General features: G+C 62.0%; 27 protein-coding genes. 16 read left to right on the forward strand and 11 right to left on the reverse strand.

Annotated elements, in window-relative coordinates; translation table 11 throughout:
- Positions 1-86 precede the first annotated feature (86 nt).
- From GRI62_RS11465 to GRI62_RS11480, 4 genes are read left to right on the forward strand one after another with little or no spacing between them, the layout of a single operon-like run.
- Positions 87-455 carry a response regulator transcription factor gene (locus GRI62_RS11465; RefSeq protein WP_131453464.1) on the forward strand — a complete coding sequence of 123 codons (369 nt, stop codon included), beginning with the start codon at positions 87-89 and terminating at the stop codon, positions 453-455.
- Complete coding sequence (locus tag GRI62_RS11470; protein ID WP_160731871.1) at positions 455-1,456, forward strand: YaiO family outer membrane beta-barrel protein; 1,002 nt, start codon at positions 455-457, stop codon at positions 1,454-1,456. The genes GRI62_RS11465 and GRI62_RS11470 overlap by 1 nt, the downstream gene beginning before the upstream one ends.
- The gene (locus tag GRI62_RS11475) at positions 1,453-2,481 is read left to right on the forward strand and encodes a HEAT repeat domain-containing protein (RefSeq protein ID WP_160731872.1); all 1,029 of its coding nucleotides are present in this window, start codon (positions 1,453-1,455) and stop codon (positions 2,479-2,481) included. Before GRI62_RS11470 ends, GRI62_RS11475 begins: the two co-directional genes overlap by 4 nt.
- Positions 2,478-3,911, forward strand: coding sequence for a glycosyltransferase family 2 protein (locus tag GRI62_RS11480; protein WP_199799932.1), 1,434 nt, complete (start codon positions 2,478-2,480; stop codon positions 3,909-3,911). The genes GRI62_RS11475 and GRI62_RS11480 overlap by 4 nt, the downstream gene beginning before the upstream one ends.
- 12 nt (positions 3,912-3,923) lie before the next feature.
- Here the strand turns inward: GRI62_RS11480 and GRI62_RS11485 are convergent, their stop codons facing one another.
- Genes GRI62_RS11485 through GRI62_RS11495 form a run of 3 tightly spaced genes read right to left on the reverse strand, consistent with a single transcriptional unit; the run spans position 3,924 to position 6,663 of the window.
- On the reverse strand, positions 3,924-4,193 hold the full coding sequence (locus tag GRI62_RS11485) for an Hpt domain-containing protein (RefSeq protein ID WP_131453467.1): 270 nt from the start codon (positions 4,191-4,193) through the stop codon (positions 3,924-3,926).
- A complete protein-coding gene (locus GRI62_RS11490) occupies positions 4,190-4,552 on the reverse strand; it encodes a response regulator (protein ID WP_131453468.1) in 363 nt (120 codons plus the stop codon). The genes GRI62_RS11485 and GRI62_RS11490 overlap by 4 nt, the downstream gene beginning before the upstream one ends.
- On the reverse strand, positions 4,552-6,663 hold the full coding sequence (locus tag GRI62_RS11495; RefSeq protein WP_131453469.1) for an ATP-binding protein: 2,112 nt from the start codon (positions 6,661-6,663) through the stop codon (positions 4,552-4,554). Before GRI62_RS11495 ends, GRI62_RS11490 begins: the two co-directional genes overlap by 1 nt.
- Before the next feature lie 289 nt (positions 6,664-6,952).
- Between GRI62_RS11495 and GRI62_RS11500 the strand changes: the two genes are divergently transcribed.
- The 3 genes from GRI62_RS11500 (at position 6,953) to GRI62_RS11510 (ending at position 9,328) form a co-directional block, all read left to right on the forward strand.
- Positions 6,953-8,194: a tyrosine-type recombinase/integrase gene (locus tag GRI62_RS11500; RefSeq protein WP_131453470.1), complete on the forward strand. Its 1,242-nt coding sequence runs from the start codon at positions 6,953-6,955 to the stop codon at positions 8,192-8,194.
- A 172-nt stretch (positions 8,195-8,366) separates the two neighbouring features.
- The gene (locus GRI62_RS11505; protein ID WP_131453471.1) at positions 8,367-8,984 is read left to right on the forward strand and encodes a hypothetical protein; all 618 of its coding nucleotides are present in this window, start codon (positions 8,367-8,369) and stop codon (positions 8,982-8,984) included.
- A complete protein-coding gene (locus GRI62_RS11510) occupies positions 8,981-9,328 on the forward strand; it encodes a DUF3768 domain-containing protein (RefSeq protein ID WP_234032901.1) in 348 nt (115 codons plus the stop codon). Before GRI62_RS11505 ends, GRI62_RS11510 begins: the two co-directional genes overlap by 4 nt.
- 45 nt (positions 9,329-9,373) lie before the next feature.
- On the opposite strand, the gene GRI62_RS11515 is transcribed toward GRI62_RS11510, so the two are convergent.
- On the reverse strand, positions 9,374-9,604 hold the full coding sequence (locus tag GRI62_RS11515; protein ID WP_199802252.1) for a helix-turn-helix domain-containing protein: 231 nt from the start codon (positions 9,602-9,604) through the stop codon (positions 9,374-9,376).
- A 126-nt stretch (positions 9,605-9,730) separates the two neighbouring features.
- Between GRI62_RS11515 and GRI62_RS11520 the strand changes: the two genes are divergently transcribed.
- The 5 genes from GRI62_RS11520 to GRI62_RS11540 all read left to right on the forward strand — a co-directional run bounded on the left by GRI62_RS11520 (position 9,731) and on the right by GRI62_RS11540 (position 13,348).
- Positions 9,731-10,897, forward strand: coding sequence for a hypothetical protein (locus GRI62_RS11520; protein WP_131453473.1), 1,167 nt, complete (start codon positions 9,731-9,733; stop codon positions 10,895-10,897).
- 91 nt (positions 10,898-10,988) lie between these two features.
- Positions 10,989-11,501: a hypothetical protein gene (locus GRI62_RS11525; RefSeq protein WP_131453474.1), complete on the forward strand. Its 513-nt coding sequence runs from the start codon at positions 10,989-10,991 to the stop codon at positions 11,499-11,501.
- A 523-nt stretch (positions 11,502-12,024) separates the two neighbouring features.
- Positions 12,025-12,309 carry an excalibur calcium-binding domain-containing protein gene (locus GRI62_RS11530; RefSeq protein ID WP_131453475.1) on the forward strand — a complete coding sequence of 95 codons (285 nt, stop codon included), beginning with the start codon at positions 12,025-12,027 and terminating at the stop codon, positions 12,307-12,309.
- A gap of 133 nt (positions 12,310-12,442) precedes the next feature.
- A complete protein-coding gene (locus tag GRI62_RS11535) occupies positions 12,443-12,997 on the forward strand; it encodes a thermonuclease family protein (protein ID WP_131453476.1) in 555 nt (184 codons plus the stop codon).
- A gap of 153 nt (positions 12,998-13,150) precedes the next feature.
- Positions 13,151-13,348 carry a DUF6961 family protein gene (locus tag GRI62_RS11540; protein ID WP_131453477.1) on the forward strand — a complete coding sequence of 66 codons (198 nt, stop codon included), beginning with the start codon at positions 13,151-13,153 and terminating at the stop codon, positions 13,346-13,348.
- On the opposite strand, the gene GRI62_RS11545 is transcribed toward GRI62_RS11540, so the two are convergent.
- Entirely contained in the window at positions 13,345-15,147 is a 1,803-nt protein-coding gene (locus tag GRI62_RS11545) for a recombinase family protein (protein WP_131453478.1), read from the reverse strand. The genes GRI62_RS11540 and GRI62_RS11545 overlap by 4 nt on opposite strands.
- A 200-nt stretch (positions 15,148-15,347) precedes the next feature.
- Here GRI62_RS11545 and GRI62_RS11550 point away from each other — a divergent pair, with 200 nt between their 5' ends.
- Together GRI62_RS11550 and GRI62_RS11555 are read left to right on the forward strand one after the other, a co-directional pair.
- Entirely contained in the window at positions 15,348-15,875 is a 528-nt protein-coding gene (locus tag GRI62_RS11550; protein WP_131453479.1) for a hypothetical protein, read from the forward strand.
- Between the two features lie 69 nt (positions 15,876-15,944).
- Positions 15,945-16,418, forward strand: a complete 474-nt coding sequence (locus GRI62_RS11555; RefSeq protein WP_131453480.1) for an HNH endonuclease — start codon at positions 15,945-15,947, stop codon at positions 16,416-16,418.
- A 378-nt stretch (positions 16,419-16,796) separates the two neighbouring features.
- Here GRI62_RS11555 and GRI62_RS11560 read toward each other — a convergent pair whose 3' ends face one another.
- Genes GRI62_RS11560 through GRI62_RS11585 form a run of 6 tightly spaced genes read right to left on the reverse strand, consistent with a single transcriptional unit; the run spans position 16,797 to position 21,718 of the window.
- Entirely contained in the window at positions 16,797-17,312 is a 516-nt protein-coding gene (locus GRI62_RS11560) for a YybH family protein (RefSeq protein ID WP_188669391.1), read from the reverse strand.
- Positions 17,313-17,323: 11 nt separating this feature from the next.
- Entirely contained in the window at positions 17,324-18,544 is a 1,221-nt protein-coding gene (locus GRI62_RS11565; protein ID WP_131453899.1) for a copper resistance protein B, read from the reverse strand.
- On the reverse strand, positions 18,544-20,397 hold the full coding sequence (locus GRI62_RS11570) for a copper resistance system multicopper oxidase (protein ID WP_131453481.1): 1,854 nt from the start codon (positions 20,395-20,397) through the stop codon (positions 18,544-18,546). Before GRI62_RS11570 ends, GRI62_RS11565 begins: the two co-directional genes overlap by 1 nt.
- Positions 20,398-20,429: 32 nt before the next feature.
- Positions 20,430-20,990 (reverse strand): RNA polymerase sigma factor, encoded by a 561-nt coding sequence (locus GRI62_RS11575; RefSeq protein WP_131453482.1) that lies wholly within the window; start codon positions 20,988-20,990, stop codon positions 20,430-20,432.
- A gap of 6 nt (positions 20,991-20,996) precedes the next feature.
- A complete protein-coding gene (locus GRI62_RS11580) occupies positions 20,997-21,437 on the reverse strand; it encodes a periplasmic heavy metal sensor (protein WP_007013475.1) in 441 nt (146 codons plus the stop codon).
- Entirely contained in the window at positions 21,434-21,718 is a 285-nt protein-coding gene (locus GRI62_RS11585) for a hypothetical protein (RefSeq protein ID WP_131453483.1), read from the reverse strand. Before GRI62_RS11585 ends, GRI62_RS11580 begins: the two co-directional genes overlap by 4 nt.
- Positions 21,719-21,815: 97 nt before the next feature.
- Here GRI62_RS11585 and GRI62_RS11590 point away from each other — a divergent pair, with 97 nt between their 5' ends.
- Positions 21,816-22,511: a DUF2231 domain-containing protein gene (locus tag GRI62_RS11590; RefSeq protein ID WP_131453484.1), complete on the forward strand. Its 696-nt coding sequence runs from the start codon at positions 21,816-21,818 to the stop codon at positions 22,509-22,511.
- A gap of 405 nt (positions 22,512-22,916) precedes the next feature.
- Positions 22,917-23,381 (forward strand): DUF411 domain-containing protein, encoded by a 465-nt coding sequence (locus GRI62_RS11595; RefSeq protein WP_131453485.1) that lies wholly within the window; start codon positions 22,917-22,919, stop codon positions 23,379-23,381.
- The last annotated feature ends 25 nt before the right edge of the window (positions 23,382-23,406 follow it).

The raw sequence follows: 23,406 nt of genomic DNA on the forward strand, positions 1-23,406 counted from the left end.
GCCACCGAACTGACTGCGGGGATTTACGCCCCGTTAACCATCTTCGGTCTACCCCCGGTTACCTCGACGCTGAGCCGGATCGATACATGCACACCATTCTTGTCGCCGACGATGAACCGCTCATGCGCGAGTTGCTCGAATTTCGCCTGGCGCAGCGCGACTACCGGCCGGTGACCGCCGCCGACGGGCGGGAGGCGCTCGCCCGGCTGGAAGACAGCGCGCCCGATGCCGTGGTGCTCGACGCCATGATGCCGGTGCACGACGGGTTCGAGGTGCTGCGACGGATGCGCGCCTCACCGGAACACGCCGCCACGCCCGTGATCATGCTGACCGCGCGGCGCGGCGAGAGCGATATCGTCGGCGCGCTGGAGCTGGGCGCCAACGATTACCTCGTCAAACCCTTCATGCCCGAAGAACTGATGGCCCGCCTCGCCCGGCTGCTGAAGGCAGGATGATGCGCGCGATTCTCCTGCTGGCGTGCAGCGCCGCCCTTGCCCTGCCCGGCGCGGCGATCGCGCAGGCGAACGATTACGAACAGGCGGTGGAATTGCGGCGCACCGATCCCGCAGCGGCTGCCGCGCTGCTGGAACGCTGGCTGGATGCCCATCCCGGCGATACCGACGCGCTGGTACAATACGGATATGCCCTGCTGACCCTCGGGCAGCTTGCCGAGGCCGAACAGGCCTTTGCCGCGGCGCTGGCCATTGCGCCCGGCTACACCGATGCAAGCGAGGGGATCGCGCTGATCGCCGCGCGTCGTGCCGACAGGCAGGAAACGCGGCGCGGCTTCGCCCTTGTCGAAGGGGCGTTGAGTGATCTTGGCTCTGGCCAACGCGACTGGCACGAACTGGGCGCCGTGATCGGTGCGCCGGTCGGCCTTTTGGGCACACTCGAGGGCCAGGTGCGCTGGTTCGATCGCTTCGGCGCCGAGGACGTGGAACTGGGCGCGCTATATACCCACAAGGCGGGCGAGAACCTGTGGTTGCGCGCGGGCGCATCGGCCACGCCCTCTGCCGATTTTCGCCCCGAGATCGGCCTTGCCGCCGGACTCGACTATCGCCTGGCGCCGTCCAGCGTGGCGACGCTCGATGTCTCGTGGCAGCGCTTTCCCGCGCAGGACGTGGTCTCGCTTCGTCCCGGGTTCACGCAGTATTTCGGCGGCGGACGCTATGCGCTCGGCGTGTTCGGGCGCGCGGTTTTCGTCGACGGTGACGCGTTGGTCGGCGGCTCTGTGCGGGCCGACTGGCTTCCTGCCGATCGCACGCGCGCCTTTGTCGGTGTCGCATCCGGACCGGAGACCGACCTTGGCGAGGTGCGCGACACGACCAGCCTCTACGGCGGAGGGGAGGTCCCCCTGTCTGCCACCGTTTCGCTGCTCGGCAGCCTGTCGCGCGAATGGCGCGCGACGGGCGCCGATCGCACCGAGGCGCGCCTCGGCGTGAAGCTGGCGTTTTGACCACGCTCACCAACCTGTGGCTGGTATCGCTGGCCCTGTGCATGATTACCGCGATCGCGCTGCTCGTGCTGATCGGCGCGCGCAGCGTCACCGCACGGTTCGGCACCCGCGAGGAAGCGGCCAGGCGGGCACTGTTGCCCCGGATGCTCGACGGCGATCCTGCCCTTCTTACGCAATTGCAGGGGCTGGACCTGCGGGTTGCCTGCAACCTCACCGTCGAACTGGCGGAGATGACCCGCGGATCCGAACGCGAGGCGCTGCTGGCGCGCGCGACCGCATTGGGGGTGCCCGGCCTGCTGATGCGGCGGCTGCGGGCCCGATCGGCGCAGACGCGGCTTTCCGCGGCCGAAGCCATCGCCATGTTCGATCAATGCCACGACGAGGCGCACAGCGCTCTGGACGATCGCAACGCCGACGTTCGTCTCGGCGCCGCCCTTGCGCTGGCGCAGCGCGGCGAGGCGCCCGATCCGCTGACCGTGGTGCGCAAGCTCAAGGTCGGGCAGGAGGAACATTCCTTGCTGCTGGTATCGCTGATGAAGGATCTGGCCACGACCAATTCCGAAGCGGTCGCCGGGCTGTTGTTCGAACAGGGTCTTTCGTCGGAAACCAAGGTCGCGGCCATGGACGCGCTGGCCGATCTGGGCGGCGAATATGCGCCCTTGCTCGCCTACATGGCGCGCAGCGCGGAAGACGAGCCGGAACTGCAACCACGCATCTACCGCGCGCTTGGCCGCACCGGCCACCCGGCAGGGGCGGAAGCGATCCTCCACGGGCTGCAGAGCGACGACTGGACCGTGCGCTCCTCCGCCGCGGAATCGGCGGGCAAGTCCCGTCTGGCGCAGGCCGCCGGGCGACTGGGCGAAATGCTCGCCGATCCGCACTACTGGGTGCGCTACCGCGCCAGCGAGGCGCTGCTGCGCCTCGGCCCCCGCGGCATCAACACCCTGCGTGACGTAAGCCGGGGCGAGGACGAGGGCGCGCGCGATGTCGCCACCAAGATGCTGTCCGAGGGGCGTGCCGCTTGACCTGGCTGGCGCTTTCAGACCCGCAGGCCTGGATGGTCGCGTCGGCAGAGGCGATCGCCTCGGTCGTGATCGTCACGGGGCTGTTGCAGGTCACGTTCTATTTCGTGCTGCTGCTCTACGCCGGTGTCGCGCTTGGCACCCGCCCGCCGGTGCCGCGCAGCGCCACGTTGTGGCGGCGCTATTCTGAGCAGGCCCCGGCCATCTCGGTGCTGGCACCGGCCTATAACGAGGAGCTTTCCATCGTGGAAAGCACCCGCAGCCTGCTGGCGTTGCAGTATCCCGATTTCGAGGTGATCGTCATCAACGACGGATCGAAGGACGGCACGCTGGCGCGCATGATCGCCGAATTCGGACTGGAGCAGGTCGACCGCTTCGTCGACACCGGCGTGGCCCACGCCCCCATCCGCGGGTTCTACGCCAGCCCCCGCCTGCCGCGCCTGCTGGTGGTGGACAAGGAAAACGGCGGCAAGGCGGATGCCCTCAACGCCGGTATCAACTGCAGCCGCACCGCACTGTTCTGCGCCATCGACGCCGATTCCATCCTGGAAAGCGACGCTCTGCTGCGCGTGGTGCGCCCCTTCATCGATCAGCCGCACCTGACCATCGCGGCGGGCGGCACGATACGCATCGCCAACGGCTGCAAGGTGGATTCGGGCCGGATCACCGACATCCGCCTGCCGCGCAATTTCCTCGCGCTGGTGCAGATCGTGGAATATCTGCGCGCCTTCCTGATGGCCCGCGTGGGCCTCAGCAAGATGCAGGCGCTCACCGTCATCTCGGGCGCGTTCGGACTGTTCCGGCGGCGGCAAGTGGTCGAGGTGGGTGGCTACAGCCACGGCACCGTGGGCGAGGACATGGAGCTCGTCATCAAGCTGCACAAGCTGATGCGCGAGGCGAAGCGGGACTATCGCATCGACTTCATCGCAGAGCCGGTGTGCTGGACCGAATGCCCCGACAGCCTGGCCGTGCTCGGCCGCCAGCGCGCCCGCTGGCAGCGCGGCGCGCTCGAATGTTTCGTTAAGCACAAGGGCATGCTGTTCAACCCGCGCTACGGCCGCATCGGCATGATCGGCTTCGGCCACATCCTGCTGGTCGACGTGCTCGGCCCGTTGCTTGAGGTTCTGGGTTACATCCTCGTCCCGCTGCTGTGGGCGCTGGGCCTGCTGGCGCTGCCGTGGCTGCTGGCGTTCCTGACGGTCACCTTTACCCTCGGCATCTTCTTGTCGATGGCAACGCTGGTGCTCGAGGAAATCCAGCTGCGCCGCTTCCCCAAGGCGCGCGAGCTGGCCGTCCTGGCCGGCATCGCAGTGGTCGAGAACTTCGGCTACCGGCAGCTGTCCAATATCTGGCGGTTGCAGGGCTGGTGGCAGTTCGTGCGCAAACAGCAGAGCTGGGGCACGATGGTGCGCAAGGGCTTTTCAGCGAGCTGACGACCTGCGCGTTCAGCCGGCGAGCGCGGCGAGCAATTCGTCGAGGGCGCGCAGCTCGACAGTGTAGTCTTCCCCGTTTTCCGCCTTGTCCTCCAGCGCTAGCGCTGCCTCACCCACGTGGGGGTGGCCGAGCATGGCGGACACGCCCGCCAGCTTGTGCGCCTGCGCCGCGATTGCCTCGCGGTCGGACGCGCAAGCAGCCAGGCGCGCACGGTGCTCGCCCGCCTGCGCTGCGAAGCGAGCCGAAAGCTCCGCCATCTTGGCGGCAAAGGCATCGGTCACGCGACGAGCTCGCGCACGCGGTCCGCCAACGTCATCGGGTCGAACGGCTTGGCGATCACGCCCACCGCATCCATCGTGGCAAAGTTCTGCAACTCGCTGCGCTGGGCCCGCGCGGTGACGAAGACCACCGGCAGCGCGGCGAAGCGAGCGTCCGCGCGGATGTGCGTGAGCAGTTCGGGGCCATCCATGCCCGGCATCATCACGTCGAGCAGGGCCACGTCGGGCACCCAGCCGTCCATCAGCGCCAGCGCCGCCGCGCCCGATCCGGCGGTGCGCACCTCGAATTGCGGGTCGAGCCCCAGCGCCATCTCCGCGATCTCGCGAATATCGGGCTCGTCATCGACGTATAACACGCGCATCAGGCAGCCTCCCGCTCGCGCCGCTCGATCAGTGCCATGGTGGCGGCCACCAGTTCCTCGATCGAGGCGCGGCTCTTGACCAGCAGGCGGTCGGCCTCCTCGATATGGGACGCATCGTCGATCGCGGTGAACAGCACGATGGGCAGCGTCTTGTCACTGGCGCGGATCTGGTCAAGCAGCGAGAGGCCGCTTTCGCTGCCGAGCCCGATATCGATGATGGCGGCGGAAATCTTCTGCCGCATGGCGATGTAGCGCGCCTCGCGCAGCGTCGTGGCGGTCACCACCCGCGCGCTGCCGGCAAAGGCGCTGGCGACCACGCTCAGGCAATCGGCATCGTCGTCGAGATGCAGCACCAGCGGCAGGTCGGCATCGCCCGGCGCCACACCGATCGACTGATCCTTGGCCAGCGGCAGATCGACGTGAAACACCGTGCCGCCGCCCTCGCGGTCCGCGAACCCGATCGTGCCGCTGTGACGGCTGGCGATCTCGCGCGCGATCGACAGGCCAAGGCCCGTGCCGCCCTTGGCGCGGCTGTCGGACGAATCCGCCTGTGCGAACTTGCCGAAAATGCGCTCCCGAAAGGCCAGCGGCACGCCGGCGCCCCGGTCGCGCACCTCGATGCGGGCGGTGCCGCCCTGCTGGTTGCAGGCGATTTCCACGACCCCGCCAGCCGGCGAGTGCTTGATGGCGTTGGATACGAGATTGGTAAGCAGCTGTTCGAGCCGGTCGGGATCGCCCATGATACACAGCGGCCACGGCGGAAAGCTGACTGCGATGGTGACGTCGTGCTTTTGCGCAAAGCCCGTCATCGCATCGATCGTGCGGCGCACCAGCGGCCCCACCTGCATGCGGCGGATATCGAATTCCATCTTGCCCGATTCGATCTTCTCGATGTCGAGGATATCGTTGATGAGCCGAATCAGGCGATCGCAGTTGTCGTGGGCGATCCCGATCAGCCGCCGCGTCTTGTCGTCCAGCGGGCCGGTCGCGCCGCCCATCACCAGCCCCAGCGAACCACCGATCGAGGTCAGCGGCGTGCGCAATTCGTGGCTGACGGTGGAGACGAACTCGGTCTTCAACCGCTCGGCCCGCTTGCGATGGGAAATGTCGCGGATGGAGGCGATGTAATGGTGCCCCGTCAGCTCGCCCTCGTTATGGCTGGAAACCCGGCTGATCGCGACCTCGGTTTCGAACGTGGTGCCGTCGGCACGCTGGCCGACGAATTCCTGCCGCCGCCCCGCGCCATCCGCCCCGGCATCGCCGACCGTGGCCAGCCAGCCGCGCGCGTCGGCAACCGAGTAGTCGTGACGCATGAGCATGAGATTGTGCCGGCCCACCACCTCCGCTTCGCTGTAGCCGAACATGCGACTTATGCTGGGGTTCATCCGCAGCACCCTGCCCTCTGCGTCCAGCCACAGCATTCCGTCGACCGCGCTATCGAACATCGCCCGCTGGCGCTCGGCGAAATGTTCCGCCCGTTCCAGCGCACGGCGACGCTGGCGGATCGATGCGCCCACGATCAGCGTGACAAAGGCCAGCAGCACCGCAACCCACGCAAGCAGCATGGTGACCAGCCGCTCGACATCGTTGCGCGATCCCGTCCCTGCCGTGCTGACCTGGCGCAACTGCGCGGTCTGTGCTGCCTGGAGCAGCCCGATCGACTGCCGGATCCGGTCCATCAGCACCTTGCCCTGCCCTTGGGCGATGCGCGCGCGGGCGACGTCACCCCGGCCATCGCGCATGTCGGCCATGTTGACCTGCGCGTTGGCCAGCTTGGCATCGGAAAGCGCCTTTAGGCCATCCAGTTCGGTCCGATCCGCAGCCGTGGAGCGCGCACGAAGGTCCGCGAACAGCGCATCCCTGCGCTCCACGGCATCCTCGTAAGGCCGGAGGAACGAGGCATCGCCGGTCAGCACGTAACCGCGCACGCCCGTTTCCGCATCGAGATGCAAGGTCAGCAACTGCGCCAGGTCATCGCGCGTCTCGATGGTGTTCTCGGCCGCGGAGCGCAGATTACGCACCTCGTCGAATTCGCCGCGGATGAGCAGATGCACCCACAACAGCGACAGCGGGACGAGGACCAGTGCAAGCACCAGGATGGCGCGGTTCATGGCCGGAGAGACAGGGCGGGATTGGCGCACGCGCGAAGGCACCTTTGTTGCAACCTTTACGGCCTAGCCGATCGTGCTTGAATTTGCGTTAACCGAACCCGGTTCTCAACGTCGTTCATCGCTGCAGGGTGCTGGATTGGTGAGCCCGACAGGATTCGAACCTGTGACCCGCTGATTAAAAGTTATCTATCTGACATTCCCACCGGCTGCTATTGCAGCCCATGCAATTCTTTAACACGCTGAAACAAAGCGAAAGCTTTCGCGCGCGCGAGAGCTGCTTTGCTCTGCGATGCCCTTGCACACCCTGCACGGTGGTTGCTATGTGGTTGTTTGGAGGGACACTGTGCCATCGACGCCGAAGATCACGAAGACTCAGGTGGACGCTTTGTCGGCGTCTTCAAACTCACCGACTTTTCTATGGGAGTCGAGTGTGCCAGGCTTTGGAATCAAATGTTCCGCAAAAGGCGTGAAGACCTACGTCGTGAAATATCGGACTGGGTCTGGTGGACGATCAGCCAAGCAAAAATGGCTAACTTTGGGTCGGCATGGAAAGCTGACCTTGGACCAAGCACGGCAACTAGCGCGCCAAGCTCTTGGCGCAGTTGCTAGCGGTAATGATCCGCAAGCAGATAAGATGCAGCGACGCAGCGTTTGCACTCTTGCAGAGGTCTGGACTCGCTATCAGCGAGATTACCTCACTCAACGCAAGCAGCAAACACGAAGCGAATACGAGAGGCTATGGACCAAGGGTCTTGAACCAGCTTTCGGCAAACGCGCGGTGGAAAGTCTTTCGCGAGGTGAAGTCGATGTCTTTCACAAAAGAATGTCGGAAACCCCCTATCAAGCTAATCGGCTGCTCGCCCTTCTATCTCGCTTGATGAACCTGGCAGAGGTCTGGGAGCTTAGACAACCCGGTTCTAACCCCTGCAGGCATGTCGAAAGGTTCAAAGAGAAGCCCCGTAGCCGGTACCTGACACAGTCAGAATTGGCGAAGATAGGCTCGGCGATGGATAAGCTTCTTGAAAGCAAAACTGTATCCGTCGCGGCAATTTGCGCGATCAAAATGCTTCTCCTAACCGGCGCTCGGCTCAATGAAATCTTGTCATTGAAGTGGGAATGGATTGATTTCGATCAGCGTATCGCTGCCCTCCCAGACAGTAAGTCGGGTGCGAAGCCCGTCTTTCTCAACTTTGCCGCCATGAAGATGTTGAAGGAGCAAAAAGGCCGCACTCAAGGTTCCCCCTATGTTTTTCCTGGCGCAGGGAAGACGGGGCGCATGATCAATCTCAGCAAACCATGGAAGGCCGTCTGTAGCGAGGCTGAGGTCGAAGGAGTCCGCCTACACGATCTCCGCCACACCATGGCGAGCGTAGCGGTAGGCCAGGGTGCGTCGTTGCCGCTGATTGGACGCCTACTCGGCCACTCACAAGCTCAGACAACACAACGATACGCTCATGTTGACGCCGATCCCGCTTTAGTTGCTTCGGACGCGGTAGGCGACGCAATCAGTCGCTCTCTTTCGCCGGAATAATCAATCCCGGCAAAGCGGAACGGCGCAAGCCGATCCGTCTGCTGTCGAGCAAGCTCCAATTCTAGATCAACGCATCGCACCCTTCTAAATTTCGAATCAGCCGCTCGTTCGCCGCTTTCGGCGGGCGTCGTTGCTGATCGACAACCTGACAGAATGAAGAAGGGAACGGGGTATGGACACCACCGAACAGAAGCACTTGGCCATGGCGAAGGATCCGGCGACCGCCAGCCGCATCGTGCAGAACATCGCCGCAATCGAGCAGGACTTCCGCCTCGCCGAAGGCTACCTCAGCGACTGGATGCTGCGCGAGATCATAGCGGCCCTGCGCACCACGGTGCCCGCGCCGTTCGAGGTCGTGACGACCGCATGGGCCGCCATCATTTCCTGCCCGGACTGGAAGCCCAACAAGCGCCCCGGTCGCGGCGATGCTTGGCTGGACATCGTGGAACACGCCGAGGACGAGGACGATCACACCTGGCTTGCAGCGGCGCTCGGCGCAGGTCCGACCGCGCTGCACCTCGAACTCATCTTCCGCGAAGGCCTCAGCCACTACATGGACAAGCTGGCGGCGGACACGTCGCTGATGGCCAAGCTGCGCAAAAAGGGGTTCAAGGTCGAACTGACCGCCAAGCGCGTTTACCTGCCGCTGGTCATCGATGCCGCCCTGTTCGCCAAGGCGGTGGCCGAGAACGACTTTGACGCTGCCATGGCCCCGGCACGCGAAGCTGCTGAACTGGGCGTCGCTGCCAAGCCGGAGATCGACGATCTGCTCAAGCAGGTGCGGGGGTGAACGCCGTAACCGAGGCGCTGCCCCGCGCCGAGGCCATCGCCAGGCTCAACGACCAGCTGCGCAAGGAACAGACCGGCGGCACCATCATGCTGACGCGGGGCGTGATGGAGACGCCCGGCTTCAATCCGTCAGAGCTGGCAGAGCGACTTGCAGCCTACGACGCCTTCGATGCCGACAACGATCCGCACGGCGAGCGAGACTTCGGCGACCTCTCGCTTTGGGGCACCGACCTCCTGTGGAAGGTGGATTACTACGACCGTGGCCTGCGATTCGGCTCGGATGACCCAGCTGACCCCGCCGTCACCAGTCGGGTGCTCACCATCATGCTGGCAGGTGAGTGGTGATAGCGGTGTCGGAAAAGGGTGGCTGCAGCGAATGTGGCCAGAGCTTCACCGCGATGTTCGCATCAACTCTTCAACCAGTGCCGCAGGATCAAGTTCGAGAGCCTGAGCGAAGTCTACGAACTCGGCGACATCGAGGCGGCGCTCACCGAGCTCGACACGCGATACAAATTGCCGATGGATATGTAGGCGCTCGCCCAGTTCGCGCTGAGATATCCCGAGTTCAGCGCGGCGATGCTTCAGACGATCGAGCAAGCCCTTGTAGCGGTCGTCCCGCAAGCCAGGGGTGGTTCGCTGTCCAGCCATACCTCGCTGTGGTCGATATTGACCTGCGCACAGAAACCGTGCGAGCGGATGCCTGCGTGGCTACCGATGGCCGGGACCACGCACGGGGGTCGTCATGATATGGCTAAACTGCCGGACATCATCCGCGCGCGAACGCGCCGCAACGAAGAAATCGTCGACGCCGAGTGGGAGGAGGTCGACGATAGGCTAGAAGAAGGCTGGAGCCTGCGCCTGTTCGCCGAATGGCTTCAGTCAGAGTGGCGCACCAGCAAGATATTTCGCGCGCTTGTGGCCATCGCTGCCTTACTTGCATTGCTACCGCTAACGGAGCCCGGAGAAGATCAAGCCTTTAACCGATCCATTGGGCCATCAGGCAAGCGGTTCGAAGGTGGCAACACGCTAACCAATCTGCGCATCGTAGGGACTTACGTTTACGCCACCATGGGCGGCGAGGACGGTCAAACCCGGTGCGAGGATTTCAACAACCCTCACCTGTACCAGCGGAACGGGAATCTTGCCGAGCTCGTCGAGTTTGGTCCTGACGGCAGTTATCGCCAACTCTTCGCCTACACGACGCCAAGTGGCCAAGAGCATTATCAATCGAGCTTTGCGACGTGGAGTTTGACCGGGAACACACTCTCGTTCGGCAATGTGTATGTCGATGCCCCGTTCGGTGGCGCTGTCGACGATTACAGTTCTCAGATTGACGATACCCACCGCAACGTTCTTGTCATCGATTCAGAAGACAACGGCCGGCGCCTTGTGCGCTGTCGGGGTGACGTCGCAGGCTCGTTCGGGGACGACCCGCGGCAACTCGCTGGTGGGCCAGCCGACCAACGTGAATACATCGGACAACCCGATTTTGCTGGCCTCTGCACTAATCAGGATGTGATCGACGAAGTCTCGCAAGCGTTCAGGACCGCCATCATGCGGACCCTAATGAGCGATCGAATGTCGCGCGCGCAAATTTCCGATGACCAGGTAGTCTTTGCGGCGGCCGCCATCAGACGGGAAATGGATCGCTCGAACATTCATTACCGGAACCTGCGCGCCGGACAGATCGACGATGAGCGACCGAGGCGCGTTACCGTGACCTGTTTGACCGATGTTCGAGTGGTGACCCCCACCGAAGGTGCTCACGGTGCGTTTTCGGACTATGTGCAGTTCAACGGATCGAGCTTCCGCATTAGGTTCGAAGATCCAGAATCTGAGGGCGGCGTCCCGGTCTACTACGCCCAAATCGGCGATCCCAATCAGCCGTTGGATGTCGAAGTCGGAACCGAGTAGCACCTGCTGCGGCCGACTACGGACGCGAGATGGTCAACCCGTAAACCCAATGTGTCGGCGATCCACGCCGTCCAACATTGGAGATTTACAGATGATCGAGTTTAACCGCTTCCAGTCCAACAAAGTTGGTGGCCACCCTAACTGGTGCGAGGAGCTTCCAATTAATCGCTACAGCGAAAGCGGCCTTTATGTGAACCGGAACAACGAAAGGCTTATCGTATGCGACCATCCATTCGAACGCTTCGTGGTGATCTTGGATCATAAGGAGTTCGGTCGCTTTCTCACGATGAATCTTGGCGACTTCCCCATTGACGAGGGCTTTTATTTTCGTGGTGCGATGAACTGCAACCTGCCGGATTTTGACGGAATCAAATCCCGAAAGACTGAGCCCGGTGTCTTGAAAGTGCGGTCCAGTAGGCTCGAACTTTTCGTTGAAAATCCCTTTGGCGTCGCCTCGTTCCAAGTCATTTCCTACGGGTATGGGTCGAAGGGAGTCCGCTACTTTGATCGCTGGACCTTGGTCGACGACTGGAGTGAGGTGACTTTCAATTATGATGCGAATAGCGAGGATGCCGAAGACCGGCACGATGTCCTAATGAGATGAGGGCAGTCATCAAGGCTGCCGCCGCAGAGACCACACCAAGGTCGAACAGGCGGTGATGATGGCAGCGAAGGCGGCGAGCAGGCCGGCGTCGAGAACGAGCATGGCAATCTCCGAATCGAGGGGGATGGAGCTTGTTCCAGAAATGTTCCAAGTAGGAAAATCGTTTAGGTGCGCTGCGAGCAGCTGCGGAGGGCGCTTGAGCGACGGCGCTGGCCAGAGAACGGCCCTCTGCGCTCACGTTGCCGCTTAGCGCATATGGCCAGCCGAGCGTGCCGGTCGATGCAGACATGGTCGAAAGCGAGCGCTCTAGTACAAAGCGCTTTGGCCGCACGCTGACCCTGTTACAGTTCAACGCTTATTTCGTCGGTAACCAGCTGTGTGTAGACGCAATCGCAATCGAACGCGGCAGCTTGCGAGTGACTTGGGGTATATGAAAAATTTGCTGGACACAGACAGGCACGAGCCCCCGACGAAGCGAGATCGCGCGGTAGAGCTCCTGCTAGGTCGCCTATCAGCGCTCACGATGATCGCGTTGATCGCTAGCGCGGTGCTGACCTTGTCGGCGCCTTCGCCTGCCTACGGGCATGGCGGACGGTTGGCAGCAGACGGCTGTCACAACGATAGAAGCACCGGAACGCGCCATTGCCATCGCGGCTCGACCCCAGCGCCCCAGCGAGCCACTAGCGGCGAGGTATATTATCCGAATTGTGACGCCGCGCGCGCGGCAGGCGCAGCCCCAGTTAGGCGCGGCCAGCCAGGTTACGGTAGACACCTGGATCGAGACAACGACGGGGTGGGTTGCGAGTGATCGACAGGTTATCGCTCGCTGATGATCTCGATTGCTGTCCGACAGTGGGAGAAGCCGTATTAGGGCGAGTGGTCCCGGAGGATCTTTGCCAGCGCATCGTAGCTAGGCTCCGCGAGCTTGAGACTGGCGAGAGATGAAGCAACCGAGTTACGATAAGGATCAGCTCCATTCGCTCGACCGAGCTCGTCAGAGACGGCGCAAAAAGCAAGGCGTCAGATCACTCGGTCTTGCGGCTGTCGCCTTCATCGGAACGTTCGTCGGCGGCTTCATCCTTACAAGTGATTCATCGGCGAACCAGCAACCAGCTACACAGCTAGCCGCGCTGAGCGTGCTGCCGGAAAATTCGGCGATGCCAATCTGCGATGGGCCCATGCGCGTCACCTGCGTGGTCGACGGCGACACCTTTTGGCTCGAGGGCGAAAAGATCAGGATTGCCGATATAGACACCCCGGAAGTCTCGCAGCCGCAATGCGAAGGCGAAGCAGAGCTCGGTCGTCGCGCGACAGTCCGGCTCGCCGAGCTTCTAAATGCAGGCGCGTTCGAGCTTCAATCGATCGGAGAGCGTGACCGTGATCAATATGGGCGCCTGCTGCGTGTCATCACCCGCGATGGCCAATCGCTTGGCGATCAGCTCGTTCGCGAAGGCCTAGCAAGGACTTGGACCGGGCGGAGGCAGCCCTGGTGCTGACGCCGCAGGGACGCATGGTGTTGGGCGCGATCGGGATGCTCGCATTGCTAGCGATAGCAATCATCAGCTGGGCGGAATGGGGGTGATGATCAAGCCCCCACCTTTCGCGACGCATAACATCCCGACCGCCCCATCCGCGCAGGTTCGAATTCAATGAACCGAGATCAAGAAATCTGGGGCATGGCGCTGTGGGTCGAGAAGCATCACGGCGCGGATGGGTGGCTGTACATCGCGCAACAGCAAGACCGACTTCTCGAGCAGGGCGACTACGACGGGATGGCGTTGTGGCGGAAAGTCAAAGACCGGCTAGCTGCTCTAGCACCACACGATGCCGACACCCCGTCAAGCTAATCCACCTCGCACTCAGCAGGCCGGCCGGGCCACATACCGCGTCCGAATAGATTACGCGGAGCAATTGCCCTCTCGGGCTGGGCAAACCCGTAAAGTCTACGCTGGAGACCCCAGTCCGTCGGAACGTTAGACCTTAGAATGAGATCACGAGTGAGCGCCGTTGGCTGTCGTCCGTCAAGGATTGCAGTCGTGATGTCGGGGGCAAGATAGTTGACGCGGACGAGTCTCGCGAAATGGGCGGGTCGACAGCCTTGCTTTCGCGCTAGCTCCTCAATCGACCAATCTCGGTTATCCTCGACGAGTGATTGCGCCTTCCGTGCACTGCGTATGAGGCTGATTAGTTTTTTGTCGGGATTGGCAACCTGCGCCGGATCGCGCGGATTGATATGAAGGGACGGCCATCGTTCTGCTGTGACGACCCGTGCCGCGACCTTGTGCTCCCAGCGAGCATCGCTGCATGGCCAGTCGGCGTGCCTTCCATAAAATTTACCCCTTCCATTCCATTCGAGAAAGCGGCGGAGTTCGAGCCCGCGAAAGGTCAGGGTGAGCTCATCCTCGCCAACCTCAATTCGCACCAGGATCGCGGCGAACACCTCTTTTCGGTCCTCGGCCGGAACTGCGGCAATGCGGTCGGCCGCTTGTGCGCCCTGCTCGGCAAGGTTTTCCAATTCATCGCCAAGAACGCCGAGAGCCTTGAGCGCCATTCTCAAGCAGCGGCGGTCTGCCATGAAATGCGCGACGGTCGCGATGACGAGACGGTCAAGATCGTCGGCATTGGCGCGATAGGCACGGCGGTACTCTTTCTGGGACCACATCGCGTTGCTCGACGCATAGGCACAGTATGTTTTCCCGCGATGCCAGTTGAGGTCGAGCAGCATGTGCCGTCCCAACTCATCCCACAGCAAGCCGGCGAGAAAGTGCCTAGTCTCCTTGGCATCCGGTGGCCGCTTCCGTCTCTTGATGCAAAGCGCCTGTACGCGGTCCCACGTTGCGCGATCGACGAGAGGCTCGTGTTCGCCAGGATAGTTTTGATCATGGCCTCGAATTTCGCCGATGTAGATCGGGTTCTGAAGGATGCCGTAGACGGTGCTTGGCGATATTGCTTTTCCCCCGCGCGGCTCACCTTTTGCCGTTGGCTTCACCGAGCTGCACATCCCGGCCTCGCGAACCGCGGTCATCACGGCGGTGTAACGCTCGGTCCGAAGAAACTCAGAAAAGATGAAGCGCACGATTTCCGCTTCGGCGGGTTCCACCTTCAAACCGGCTCTCGTTGCGATGTAGCCAAAGGGCGGCAGACCGCCATGAACCTTTCCATGCCGTTTGCGGGTGCGGATGCTATCGCGCACTCGCTCAGCGATCATCTCGCGTTCGAACTGGGAGAACGTGAGCAGCACGTTGAGGATCATTCGTCCCATGCTGTCGGACGTGTCGAACGCCTGCGATACGGAAACCAAGGAGACGTTTCGGCGATCGAACATCTCGATAAGCCGCACAAAGTCGAGAAGGCTGCGCGTCAGTCGATCGATTTTGTATACCACCACAGTGTCGATCTGCCCGGCCTCGATATCCTGCATGAGGCGGGCCAAAGCCGGCCGTTCCAGTCCGCTGCCGGAATGCCCTCCATCGTCATAGGTATCGGACAGCTCCACCCAGCCCTTGTATTGCTGGCTTCGGACATATGCGCTGGCGATCTCGCGCTGGGTTACGAGCGAATTGACATCATGATCCAATCGCTTGTTTGTGCTCTTGCGCGTGTAGATCGCGCAGCGTTTGGGTGATAGAATTCCATGCTCGCTCATCGTGCACCTCCTGATCGAAGAGGACTGCGCCGAGAATATGAGAAAATTGCGGCCGAAGAGTTTTGGTAAGGGGGGGTGAAAAGGTTGCTGCAAACAGCATTCTTCTCCCGCGCTGCGCTCTCAACGCGGATCGCTTGTCGCCCGGGTGGATCTAAGCCAATCTCGGAACACGCGGAGCGGGGAGAGCTGTGGTCGCGCAAATGAGCCCCATCAAAATCACGCAGGCTGACGGCTCTAGGCTCAACGCTTTGGTCGAGGCCGGTTATGAGACGCTCGTCGTCCATAGTCGCAGCGGTTCCGGCACGACCGCGCGCAACCCCGACTACAAGCTCGCCGTTACGGCCATAATGGAGAAACTGGACGGCGCAGGCTTGCCCTTCACCGTATATCTCGACAGCCGCCCGGTAGAACATCTGCCGCTCGATCAACGCCGCCTCGCTACGTCGCGCCAGCTGAGCGGGCCATTTGATTCCCGCTTCGCCATCTTGGTGTCGGCCATGAACGCGGGAAGCGCAAGTCGAGGTGCGTGGCGTCGCATCCGGTTTGCTGTGCCAGGAGCTTCGGCTTCTGAATTGTCGAGCATCTTGTCCGCCGGAGCGAATACAGCCGTGAGCGCCATTCAGCGTTTGTCGAATACCGACCAGCGCCGTGTGACCTCTGCGCACATTCATGAAGCGGTGCGTCGCCTCGCTGTAGGCGAAGACGCTCCCAACTTTGCTGACTCATGAGACTATGATTTGGTTACGCCAGGCGGGCTTCGCTTCCCGCCGAAAAAGGTGTTTGGATTGGCGCTTGAGATGGCTCTCGGCATCGAAGCCTTCCCAGCACATTTCAGCGCTGGTTGGTCGCAGCCCTCGTTCGAACTGCTGCAAGCCGCTGGGTATCAGATCATCGACAAGTATACCGTTCTGCCTAGTGACTTGGAGGAGACGGCCGCTACGGCCCAACTTCCGAATGAGTATGACGACCGTCGGTGGGCAGAGGGAAACCCCAAACGTGTTGTCCATCTTCGACGCGAACGATCGCCTGTTGCTATGAAAGAGAAGAAGGCCGCAGTTTTAGCCGCGACAGGAACGCTCGCGTGCGAGCATTGTGGGTTCGAACCAGGGAAACTTCACGGCCCTGCATTCTTCGACGCGGGGCTAGATGTTCATCACACCATCCCTTTATCGCAGGTCTCTCATTGCCACGAAACCACGCTGGACGATCTGAAGGTTCTATGCGCGACGTGCCATCGGATCGAGCACCGAAAAATTGCGTTGGCAAAGTAAGTTGGATGGATAAAAAGCTTCCTTTGAAATCGCATCTGATGCGACCAATTCTTACAATCCTATTTTGATTTACTAATTTTGGTACCTTTTCACATGGATTACCCTTCAAAGCACGATATTTTTCCGCGGATTGTTAAGACCATCCTTCGATGTAAAACGCTGAAATTTCGCGACTAAAAGTTTCAAAAATGCCAGAGGATCTAACTTAAAGGGATGTTCTCGATGCCCGACTTCCAGGATCCGTTTGAGATCGTCCCGGTTGCCATCCACAGGAGGGTTTGCACACCGACGAAGACTGCGAGCCACTTGTGGACCTTGCTACCGAAGATGTGCAGTCGCAGCTTGCGCGAACGCTGGCCTGTCATCGCGGTCGGTTGATCAGTTCTGGCGCGGCGCGCGTGACGAGGAGTGGTACTGGACGATTTTCCAGTTGCCATCCTCGTGCGTCAGTACGGACGTCGCAACCCCGTCGCGCTCGATTACACGGCCATCCGTGAGGGCGATCCGGTAGCGGTAAGTTTCCTGGCCATACGCCACATGACCGACCATCCGGACGTTCACCGTCGGATTGGTGAACGTAAACTCGGTGATTTCGCCAAGTTCCGGGCCGAGATGGTGCTCCATGTACTGAGCGAACGTGCCCTCGGCCTTGCCATTCTCGAACACCAGCGAGTCCGCGGCAAACAGCGTCCGCATGGCCGCCTCGTCACGGGCAACCAATGCGTCGCGGTAAGCAACGAGCACGGCCTGCGCCTGTTGCGTGAGCGCGTCCGGCGCCGCAATTTGTGCGCTATGGGCAGAATGATCGCCATGACCGGCATGCTGAGCGTGCGCCGCCGTAGCCATCGCAGCGAGTGCCGCCGCGGCCGCAGCCGCGAAACCTGTAAACCTCATCGCTTATCCCCTCAGAACCAGAACCGAACGCCCAGGACATAGTTGGTCACGCTTGGATCCTCGCCCGCAAGGCTGGCATAATCGGCGCTCTGGCCAACCTTCCATTCCTGCTCGATGCCGACATAGGGCGCGAATTCACGGGCGAATTCGTAGCGCAGCCGCAGCCCCAGTTCGACGGAATCGAGACCGGCTCCGACACCCAGCTCGGGAATGTCCTGCGCAGAAAGGTTTACCTCGGCGCGCGGTTGCAGGATGAGCCGCTGGGTGATGCGCTGATCGAGTTCGGCTTCGACACGTGCCGTCAGATCGCCCTTGGTCGACAAGAAAGCGGCCGCGTCGACCTCGAACATATAGGGCGCCAGACCCTGCACACCTATGACGGCGTGGGTGCGTTCGGGGCCTGTCAGGTCCTGCCTTACGCCGGCTTGCAGATCCCACCATGGGCCGATCGCATGGCTCCACAAGCCTTGGATTTCAGCGGACTCGGGCTTTTCGCCGAATGTGCCTTCGCCCTCGCTCTTGAACCAGAACTTGTCGAGGTCGCCGCCGTAGTAGCCCTGCACGTCCCACAGGTAACCATCCCCGCCTTCCCGTGCGCGATATTCGGCGCGGTCGCCCTGGAACCAGAAAACGTTCATCCCGCCGTTCTCGGCGCGCAGAGCATCGCGGGAGGCACGCATCGCGTCCGCCCCCCAGATCGCATCGGCAGCACGGGGCGGTCCCGATCCCGCCGCAGCCGGAGGCGGTCCTTGCGGGATGGGGGTCATGTCCATGGCGCCATGGTCCATAGTGCCATGGTCCATGGCTCCGTGGTCCATCGCCTGATGGTCCATCGGCGCTTGGCCGGACGACTGCATCCCTTCATGGCCCATCGCCGCGTGGTCCATGTTTTCCATGGTAGAATCGTCCATGGCCGGCATCTGGCTATGATCCATCCCCGAATGGTCCATGGTGGAATGGTCCATTCCCTCCGCCTGGCTATGGTCCATCTGCGAATGATCCATGCCAGAACGGCCTTCGTGCCGGTCGGCGGAGACTGGTTCCCCCGGCGGCGAGGCAGGCTCACAAGCCCCCTCGGGCACCGGATGGCCCATGGCGCGATGGCGTGCGGCTTCCTGTTCGCATTCGGTCTGGGCTGGCGATTGCGCGCCAGGCATCGCGTGACCCGAATGGTCCTGTGCGATAGCAGGGGTTGCGGCGCTCGCGAGGAGCATGGCGACGAGCAGGCGCATCATTCTTCTCCCACCCGTTTCACATCGGGCGCCGAAGGCGGCTGGGCGACGGTCACGATCTGGAACATGCCGGAATGCATGTGGTAGAGCAGGTGGCAGTGAAAGGCCCAGTCGCCCTGTTCGTCGGCGGTGAGGTCGAAGGTGGCGCTGCCGCCGGGCTGCACGACAACCGTATGCTTCTGCGGCTGCCGGTCGGCAGGCGCGCCGTTGACCAGTTCGAAGAAATGGCCGTGCAGATGGATCGGATGCGCCATCATCGTATCGTTGACGAGCTTCACACGGACACGTTCGTTATAGGCGAAGCGGATGGGGTCGTCGCTGACGGCGGTAAACTTCTTGCCGTCGAACGACCACATGTAGCGCTCCATGTTGCCGGTCAGATGGATCTCCATCTGACGTGTCGGGCGGCGCAGATCGTCGTTCGGCTCGAGCGCCACAAGATCCTTGTAGGTGAGAACCTTGTGGGGAACGTTGTCCAGGCCGAGGCCCGGATCGCCCATGCGATCGACCGGGTTCATCGACACCATGTCGATGCCGGGGCCGACCTCCACGCTGGGCGGCAGCAGGGATGTGTCGCGCATATCCATGCCGCTCATGTCCATTCCGGCCATCGGATCCGCAGACGCACCTTGCGATGGCACGTCGTGGCCCATGGCCGAATGGTCCATCCCGCCCATGTCGTCGCCACCGCCATGGTCCATTCCGCCCGAGCCGTGGTTCATACCCATATCCGCCATCGTCAGCAGTGGCGGATCGCGCAAGGGCGGAACCGGTGCCCGCGCGCCGGGACGCGAGGCTAGGGTCGCCACCGCCATGCCCGACCGGTCCATGCTTTCGGCCACGATCGTGCGGGCTTCCCCGGTCGGCTCGACGACGATGTCGTAGGTCTCGGCCGTGCCGATCTGAAACTCCTCGACCTCGACCGGGCGCACGTTTTGACCGTCGGCACCGACCACCCAGAACTTCACTCCGGGAATGCGGACGTTGAAAAATGTCATGGCGCTGCCGTTGATGACGCGCAGCCGTACTCGCTCGCCAAGGTTGAACAGGAACTCGAGACCCTCTTCCGGTCCGCGCCCGTTGGCGAGGTAAGTGTAGGTCGAGCCGGTCACGTCGAGGATGTCGGTCGCCATCATGCGCATACGCGCCCACATCCGGCGGTCCTCGCCCGACAGCGGATAGTCGTCGGTCCAGGTGTTCTGCTGGTAATTGAAGTAGCCTTCGCCCTTCTTCAGCTTGTCCATGATCGTATGGGGGTGAAGAGGCGTGAAGTCGCTCAGGAGTAGAACATAGTCGCGGTCCGCTTGCACGGGGACCGTCCCGGCGGGTTCAACCACGATCGGGCCGTAGTGCCCGGCCTGCTCCTGCAACCCCGAGTGACTATGCCACCAGTAGGTGCCGCTCTGTCGCAGCGCGGGGATGTCATAGACGAAAGTCTCTCCAGGTTTGATGCCGGGAAAGCTGACACCCGGTACGCCGTCGTACTGGAATGGCAGAAGCAGCCCGTGCCAGTGAATGGAGCTGTCTTCATGGAGTGTATTCGTCACTGCCAGCCGGACCGGCTGACCTTCCTTGAGACGGATCAGCGGACCCGGTACGCTCCCATTTACAGCGATGGCGTGGCCGCGACGCCCCTGCACAACGCGCGGACCTTCGCCGATCGTCAGTGCGATGTCGCGGCCCGACACTTCGTCGAAGCCGGGGCGGATGGGGCCGCCGCCGTGCAGGTCGGCGCCGCGGGCCCATGCCGGCGCTGTCTGACCGAGGGCGAGCACGCTTGCCGCGCCGGCGCTGGCGGTGAGGAACTTTCTGCGGTTGATTGCGACGTCGTCGATTAGAGGAAGTATGCTCATGCCTTTGTTTACGCCGCGACCGCCATCACCCCTCAAAGAAAATCGATCTTAATGCGCAGGCGCTGACGGGCCCGATACACACGAGTTTCGACCGATTTTTTCGTCACTCCCAACAATTCAGCAACCTCGCCATGGCTTCGCCCCTCGATGGCGACCAAAACAAGAGCCTCGCGAAGGCGGAGCGGCAAGCGATCTATCGCGTTGGTGACCTGAGCGAGCAATTGCCGGTCGGCGATCTCAACATCAGGACCGGGTTCGTCTGCCGCAACGGCAACGTCGGGACCTAGGGCCCTCAAACTCAGCAGCCGCACAACCTTTTGGCGCCTAAGCCGGTCGCGGCATTTGTTGAGCGTCACGGTTGTCAGATAGGCTGCTACAGGCTTGCGAGGATCGAGCTTGGCTCGCGCCATCCAAACCGATGCCAGTGCGTTCTGCAGCGCATCTTCGGCTTCGTCGGCAGACGAGAGCATCCGGCGGGCCAGACCGAGCAGGCGGGGCAGATGAGGCTCGACGAGTCTGCCGAATGCTGCCTTGTCCCCTGCAATTATCTTTTCGACCAGTTCCTCGTCAGGTGTGTCGTTCCGCCCATCCACGACCTGTCATTCGCCAGGTTCGCGTGTTAGCGAAGCCGCGACCTGGCGATCGAAGCGCGCGCGCTGCTCCTGATCGAGCAAGGCGCGCATTGCAAATACATGCTCGACTGTTGCCTTCTGCAGATCGCCCATGCGTGCGTGCACCTCGTCAATAGCCGCGGCCACCTTGGGCCCGTATTCATGTTCATCGTCCATCGCGGAGGCGAGCCTCGCGTTTGCGGCTCTGAGCGACAGGTCGAGCTCCTGGCGTTGAACAGCGAACCGCGCCTCGAGCTGATCGAGTTTCCTGTCCTGCGATGCATCAAGATCGAGTTCCTCGTGGACGAAATCATGCAAAGTGATCGCATGCGATGCCTCGCGCCATTGCCCGGCAGCGTATGCGCCGATGCATCCCGCAGCCACGGCCAGAAGGGCAGCAAGCACTATCTGGAGAATGCTGACCTTCATGGCTGAACATGCAGCAGTGAAGCAGGTGAGAGGTCGGCGCCTTCGATTAGCTGGTAATTTGTTTGGCTTTCACGGGCAGGCGATTGCGACGTGCCAAAGCCCGCACCAAGCCCAATAAATGCCATCGCCGTGAATAAGGCGACACGCGTTCGCGTCGCATCGACCTGTTCGAGCTTACCCGCCCGCATCCACACGCCACCCATGAAGTCTTCGGGCAGCGAAGGATCGGGTACAGCTCCCAGCCACTGCAAGGCACGATTAAGTCTTTCGTTGTCAGCCATGCGTATTTTATCCTGTCTTACAGCCAACTATACGCTTCGTCCTCTCATATCCCTTGAAATTTTTGAGGGATGCGAACGGGTCGGACGTAAGAGAAGCATGAAGCTATCCCGTTCGCTCCTCTGGCACCTCACACCGATCGCTGTGGCGCTCCTCCTTCTTTCGGCCCCTGGCAGTGCTCACGAGGGTCATAAGAAGGACCTGAGCGAGGCCGAGATGGCGCAGATGGAAATGCAGGATCATCCCGCTGCGCATCATGATGGGGCGGAGATGATGCCCGACGCCACGATCGGCCCAGCAGGTGCCCGTCAAGCTTCGGCAAACGCCATGCCGCAGACAGCCCAGGCGCTCGCAGCCAAAATTGCCCAGAACCGGGTTACCTCGATCAGCGACTTCCTCGGTCGCCTCCACCCTGTCGCCGCGCATTTTCCGATTGCCCTCCTTTTGCTTGCTGCCTTGGGGGAACTTTTGCTGACGATCCGGCCTGCTCTCGGCCTCGAAACCACGGTGCGCTTTCTTATCAGCGGGGGGGCCGCTGGCGCGCTTACGGCTGCACTCCTCGGTTGGTTTGCTGCGGGATGGCGCCTCGAGGACCGCTCCGAGACGTTGGGACTGCACCGATGGAATGGAACGGCGATTGCAGCCGTTGCCCTTGTTGCGACCTGGCTGGCATTTCGCGCGAGGAACCGCACCCTTCTTCGTATCGTGCTGGCGGTGCTGGCGGTAGCACTCGTACTGCAAGGCTATCTCGGCGGCGAGATGGTTTTCGGCCCCAATCACCTTGGTCTGGAGTAAGAGCATGGAGCGAAAGACTTCGAAACACGTGCGATTAATCGGCGTTCTGCCGTTCTTGTTTTTGTCGCTGGCTGCTTGTGGAGCTTCGTCAGACGCTCGAAACGATCAAAAGAGTGACAGCAATGCGGAACCTTCTGCACCGCTCACCTCTGCGAGTGCTACCCCGTCCCCGACCAGCAGCTCGATAGAATCCCGCACAGCCACTGCGGTCCGGGCACCGGTGGCGCCGGCAGCGTCGCAGTCAAATCCGGCGCCCGCTGAGGCGAAGACACCTGTTCGGGAAGGCTCCCATGCAGCGCCTGTACCAGCGCCCGCCCCCACCGGGACGCCTGTTAACGATCCGCATGCCGGCCACGACATGTCGACCATGTCCGACGAAGACATGAAAGCAATGGGACACAACTGATGAACTTCGACAGAATTCCGACCCGTCGCCCGCTTCTCCCCATACTTGGCACGATATTGCTCGCAGCCTGTACGGGCGCGGCGCAGGCAGCTAGCTTCACCATGTATCGCGATCCCAGCTGCGGATGTTGCGAAGCCTGGGCGGCGCACATGCAGCAGGGCGACCGGCATGAAGTCGCCACGGTCGATCACCCCGACATGGCGTCTGTAAAGACGCAGAACGGCGTGCCCGATGACCTTCGTTCGTGTCATACCATGATCGCGGATCGCTACGTCATCGAGGGCCACGTACCCGCCGCCGACGTCGAGCGTCTGCTCGCGGAAAGGCCCGACTGGGTCGAAGGGCTCGCGGTCGCCGGTATGCCGCTCGGGTCGCCCGGCATGGAAGCGGGGGGCAAAGTCCAACCCTATCAGGTCATAGCGTTCGGCAACGGTCGCCGCGAGGTGTTCGCGTCCTATCCCTGATTTCAGTCATACGCACCTGCGAGGC

The organism is Aurantiacibacter arachoides (assembly GCF_009827335.1).
GTDB classification, from domain to species: Bacteria; Pseudomonadota; Alphaproteobacteria; order Sphingomonadales; family Sphingomonadaceae; genus Alteraurantiacibacter; species Alteraurantiacibacter arachoides.

Coding starts and splice junctions, on each gene's coding strand:
- GRI62_RS11545 (WP_131453478.1), bottom strand. CDS start 15,147: ATGAGCGAGCATGGAATTCTATCACCCAAACGCTGCGCGATCTACACG.
- GRI62_RS11570 (WP_131453481.1), bottom strand. CDS start 20,397: ATGAGCATACTTCCTCTAATCGACGACGTCGCAATCAACCGCAGAAAG.
- GRI62_RS11555 (WP_131453480.1), top strand. CDS start 15,945: ATGGCTCTCGGCATCGAAGCCTTCCCAGCACATTTCAGCGCTGGTTGG.
- GRI62_RS11520 (WP_131453473.1), top strand. CDS start 9,731: ATGGCTAAACTGCCGGACATCATCCGCGCGCGAACGCGCCGCAACGAA.
- GRI62_RS11535 (WP_131453476.1), top strand. CDS start 12,443: ATGAAGCAACCGAGTTACGATAAGGATCAGCTCCATTCGCTCGACCGA.
- GRI62_RS11580 (WP_007013475.1), bottom strand. CDS start 21,437: ATGAAGGTCAGCATTCTCCAGATAGTGCTTGCTGCCCTTCTGGCCGTG.
- GRI62_RS11470 (WP_160731871.1), top strand. CDS start 455: ATGCGCGCGATTCTCCTGCTGGCGTGCAGCGCCGCCCTTGCCCTGCCC.
- GRI62_RS11595 (WP_131453485.1), top strand. CDS start 22,917: ATGAACTTCGACAGAATTCCGACCCGTCGCCCGCTTCTCCCCATACTT.
- GRI62_RS11565 (WP_131453899.1), bottom strand. CDS start 18,544: ATGCGCCTGCTCGTCGCCATGCTCCTCGCGAGCGCCGCAACCCCTGCT.
- GRI62_RS11550 (WP_131453479.1), top strand. CDS start 15,348: ATGAGCCCCATCAAAATCACGCAGGCTGACGGCTCTAGGCTCAACGCT.
- GRI62_RS11500 (WP_131453470.1), top strand. CDS start 6,953: ATGCCCTTGCACACCCTGCACGGTGGTTGCTATGTGGTTGTTTGGAGG.
- GRI62_RS11495 (WP_131453469.1), bottom strand. CDS start 6,663: ATGAACCGCGCCATCCTGGTGCTTGCACTGGTCCTCGTCCCGCTGTCG.
- GRI62_RS11465 (WP_131453464.1), top strand. CDS start 87: ATGCACACCATTCTTGTCGCCGACGATGAACCGCTCATGCGCGAGTTG.
- GRI62_RS11590 (WP_131453484.1), top strand. CDS start 21,816: ATGAAGCTATCCCGTTCGCTCCTCTGGCACCTCACACCGATCGCTGTG.
- GRI62_RS11560 (WP_188669391.1), bottom strand. CDS start 17,312: ATGAGGTTTACAGGTTTCGCGGCTGCGGCCGCGGCGGCACTCGCTGCG.
- GRI62_RS11525 (WP_131453474.1), top strand. CDS start 10,989: ATGATCGAGTTTAACCGCTTCCAGTCCAACAAAGTTGGTGGCCACCCT.
- GRI62_RS11585 (WP_131453483.1), bottom strand. CDS start 21,718: ATGGCTGACAACGAAAGACTTAATCGTGCCTTGCAGTGGCTGGGAGCT.
- GRI62_RS11505 (WP_131453471.1), top strand. CDS start 8,367: ATGGACACCACCGAACAGAAGCACTTGGCCATGGCGAAGGATCCGGCG.
- GRI62_RS11530 (WP_131453475.1), top strand. CDS start 12,025: ATGATCGCGTTGATCGCTAGCGCGGTGCTGACCTTGTCGGCGCCTTCG.
- GRI62_RS11540 (WP_131453477.1), top strand. CDS start 13,151: ATGAACCGAGATCAAGAAATCTGGGGCATGGCGCTGTGGGTCGAGAAG.
- GRI62_RS11490 (WP_131453468.1), bottom strand. CDS start 4,552: ATGCGCGTGTTATACGTCGATGACGAGCCCGATATTCGCGAGATCGCG.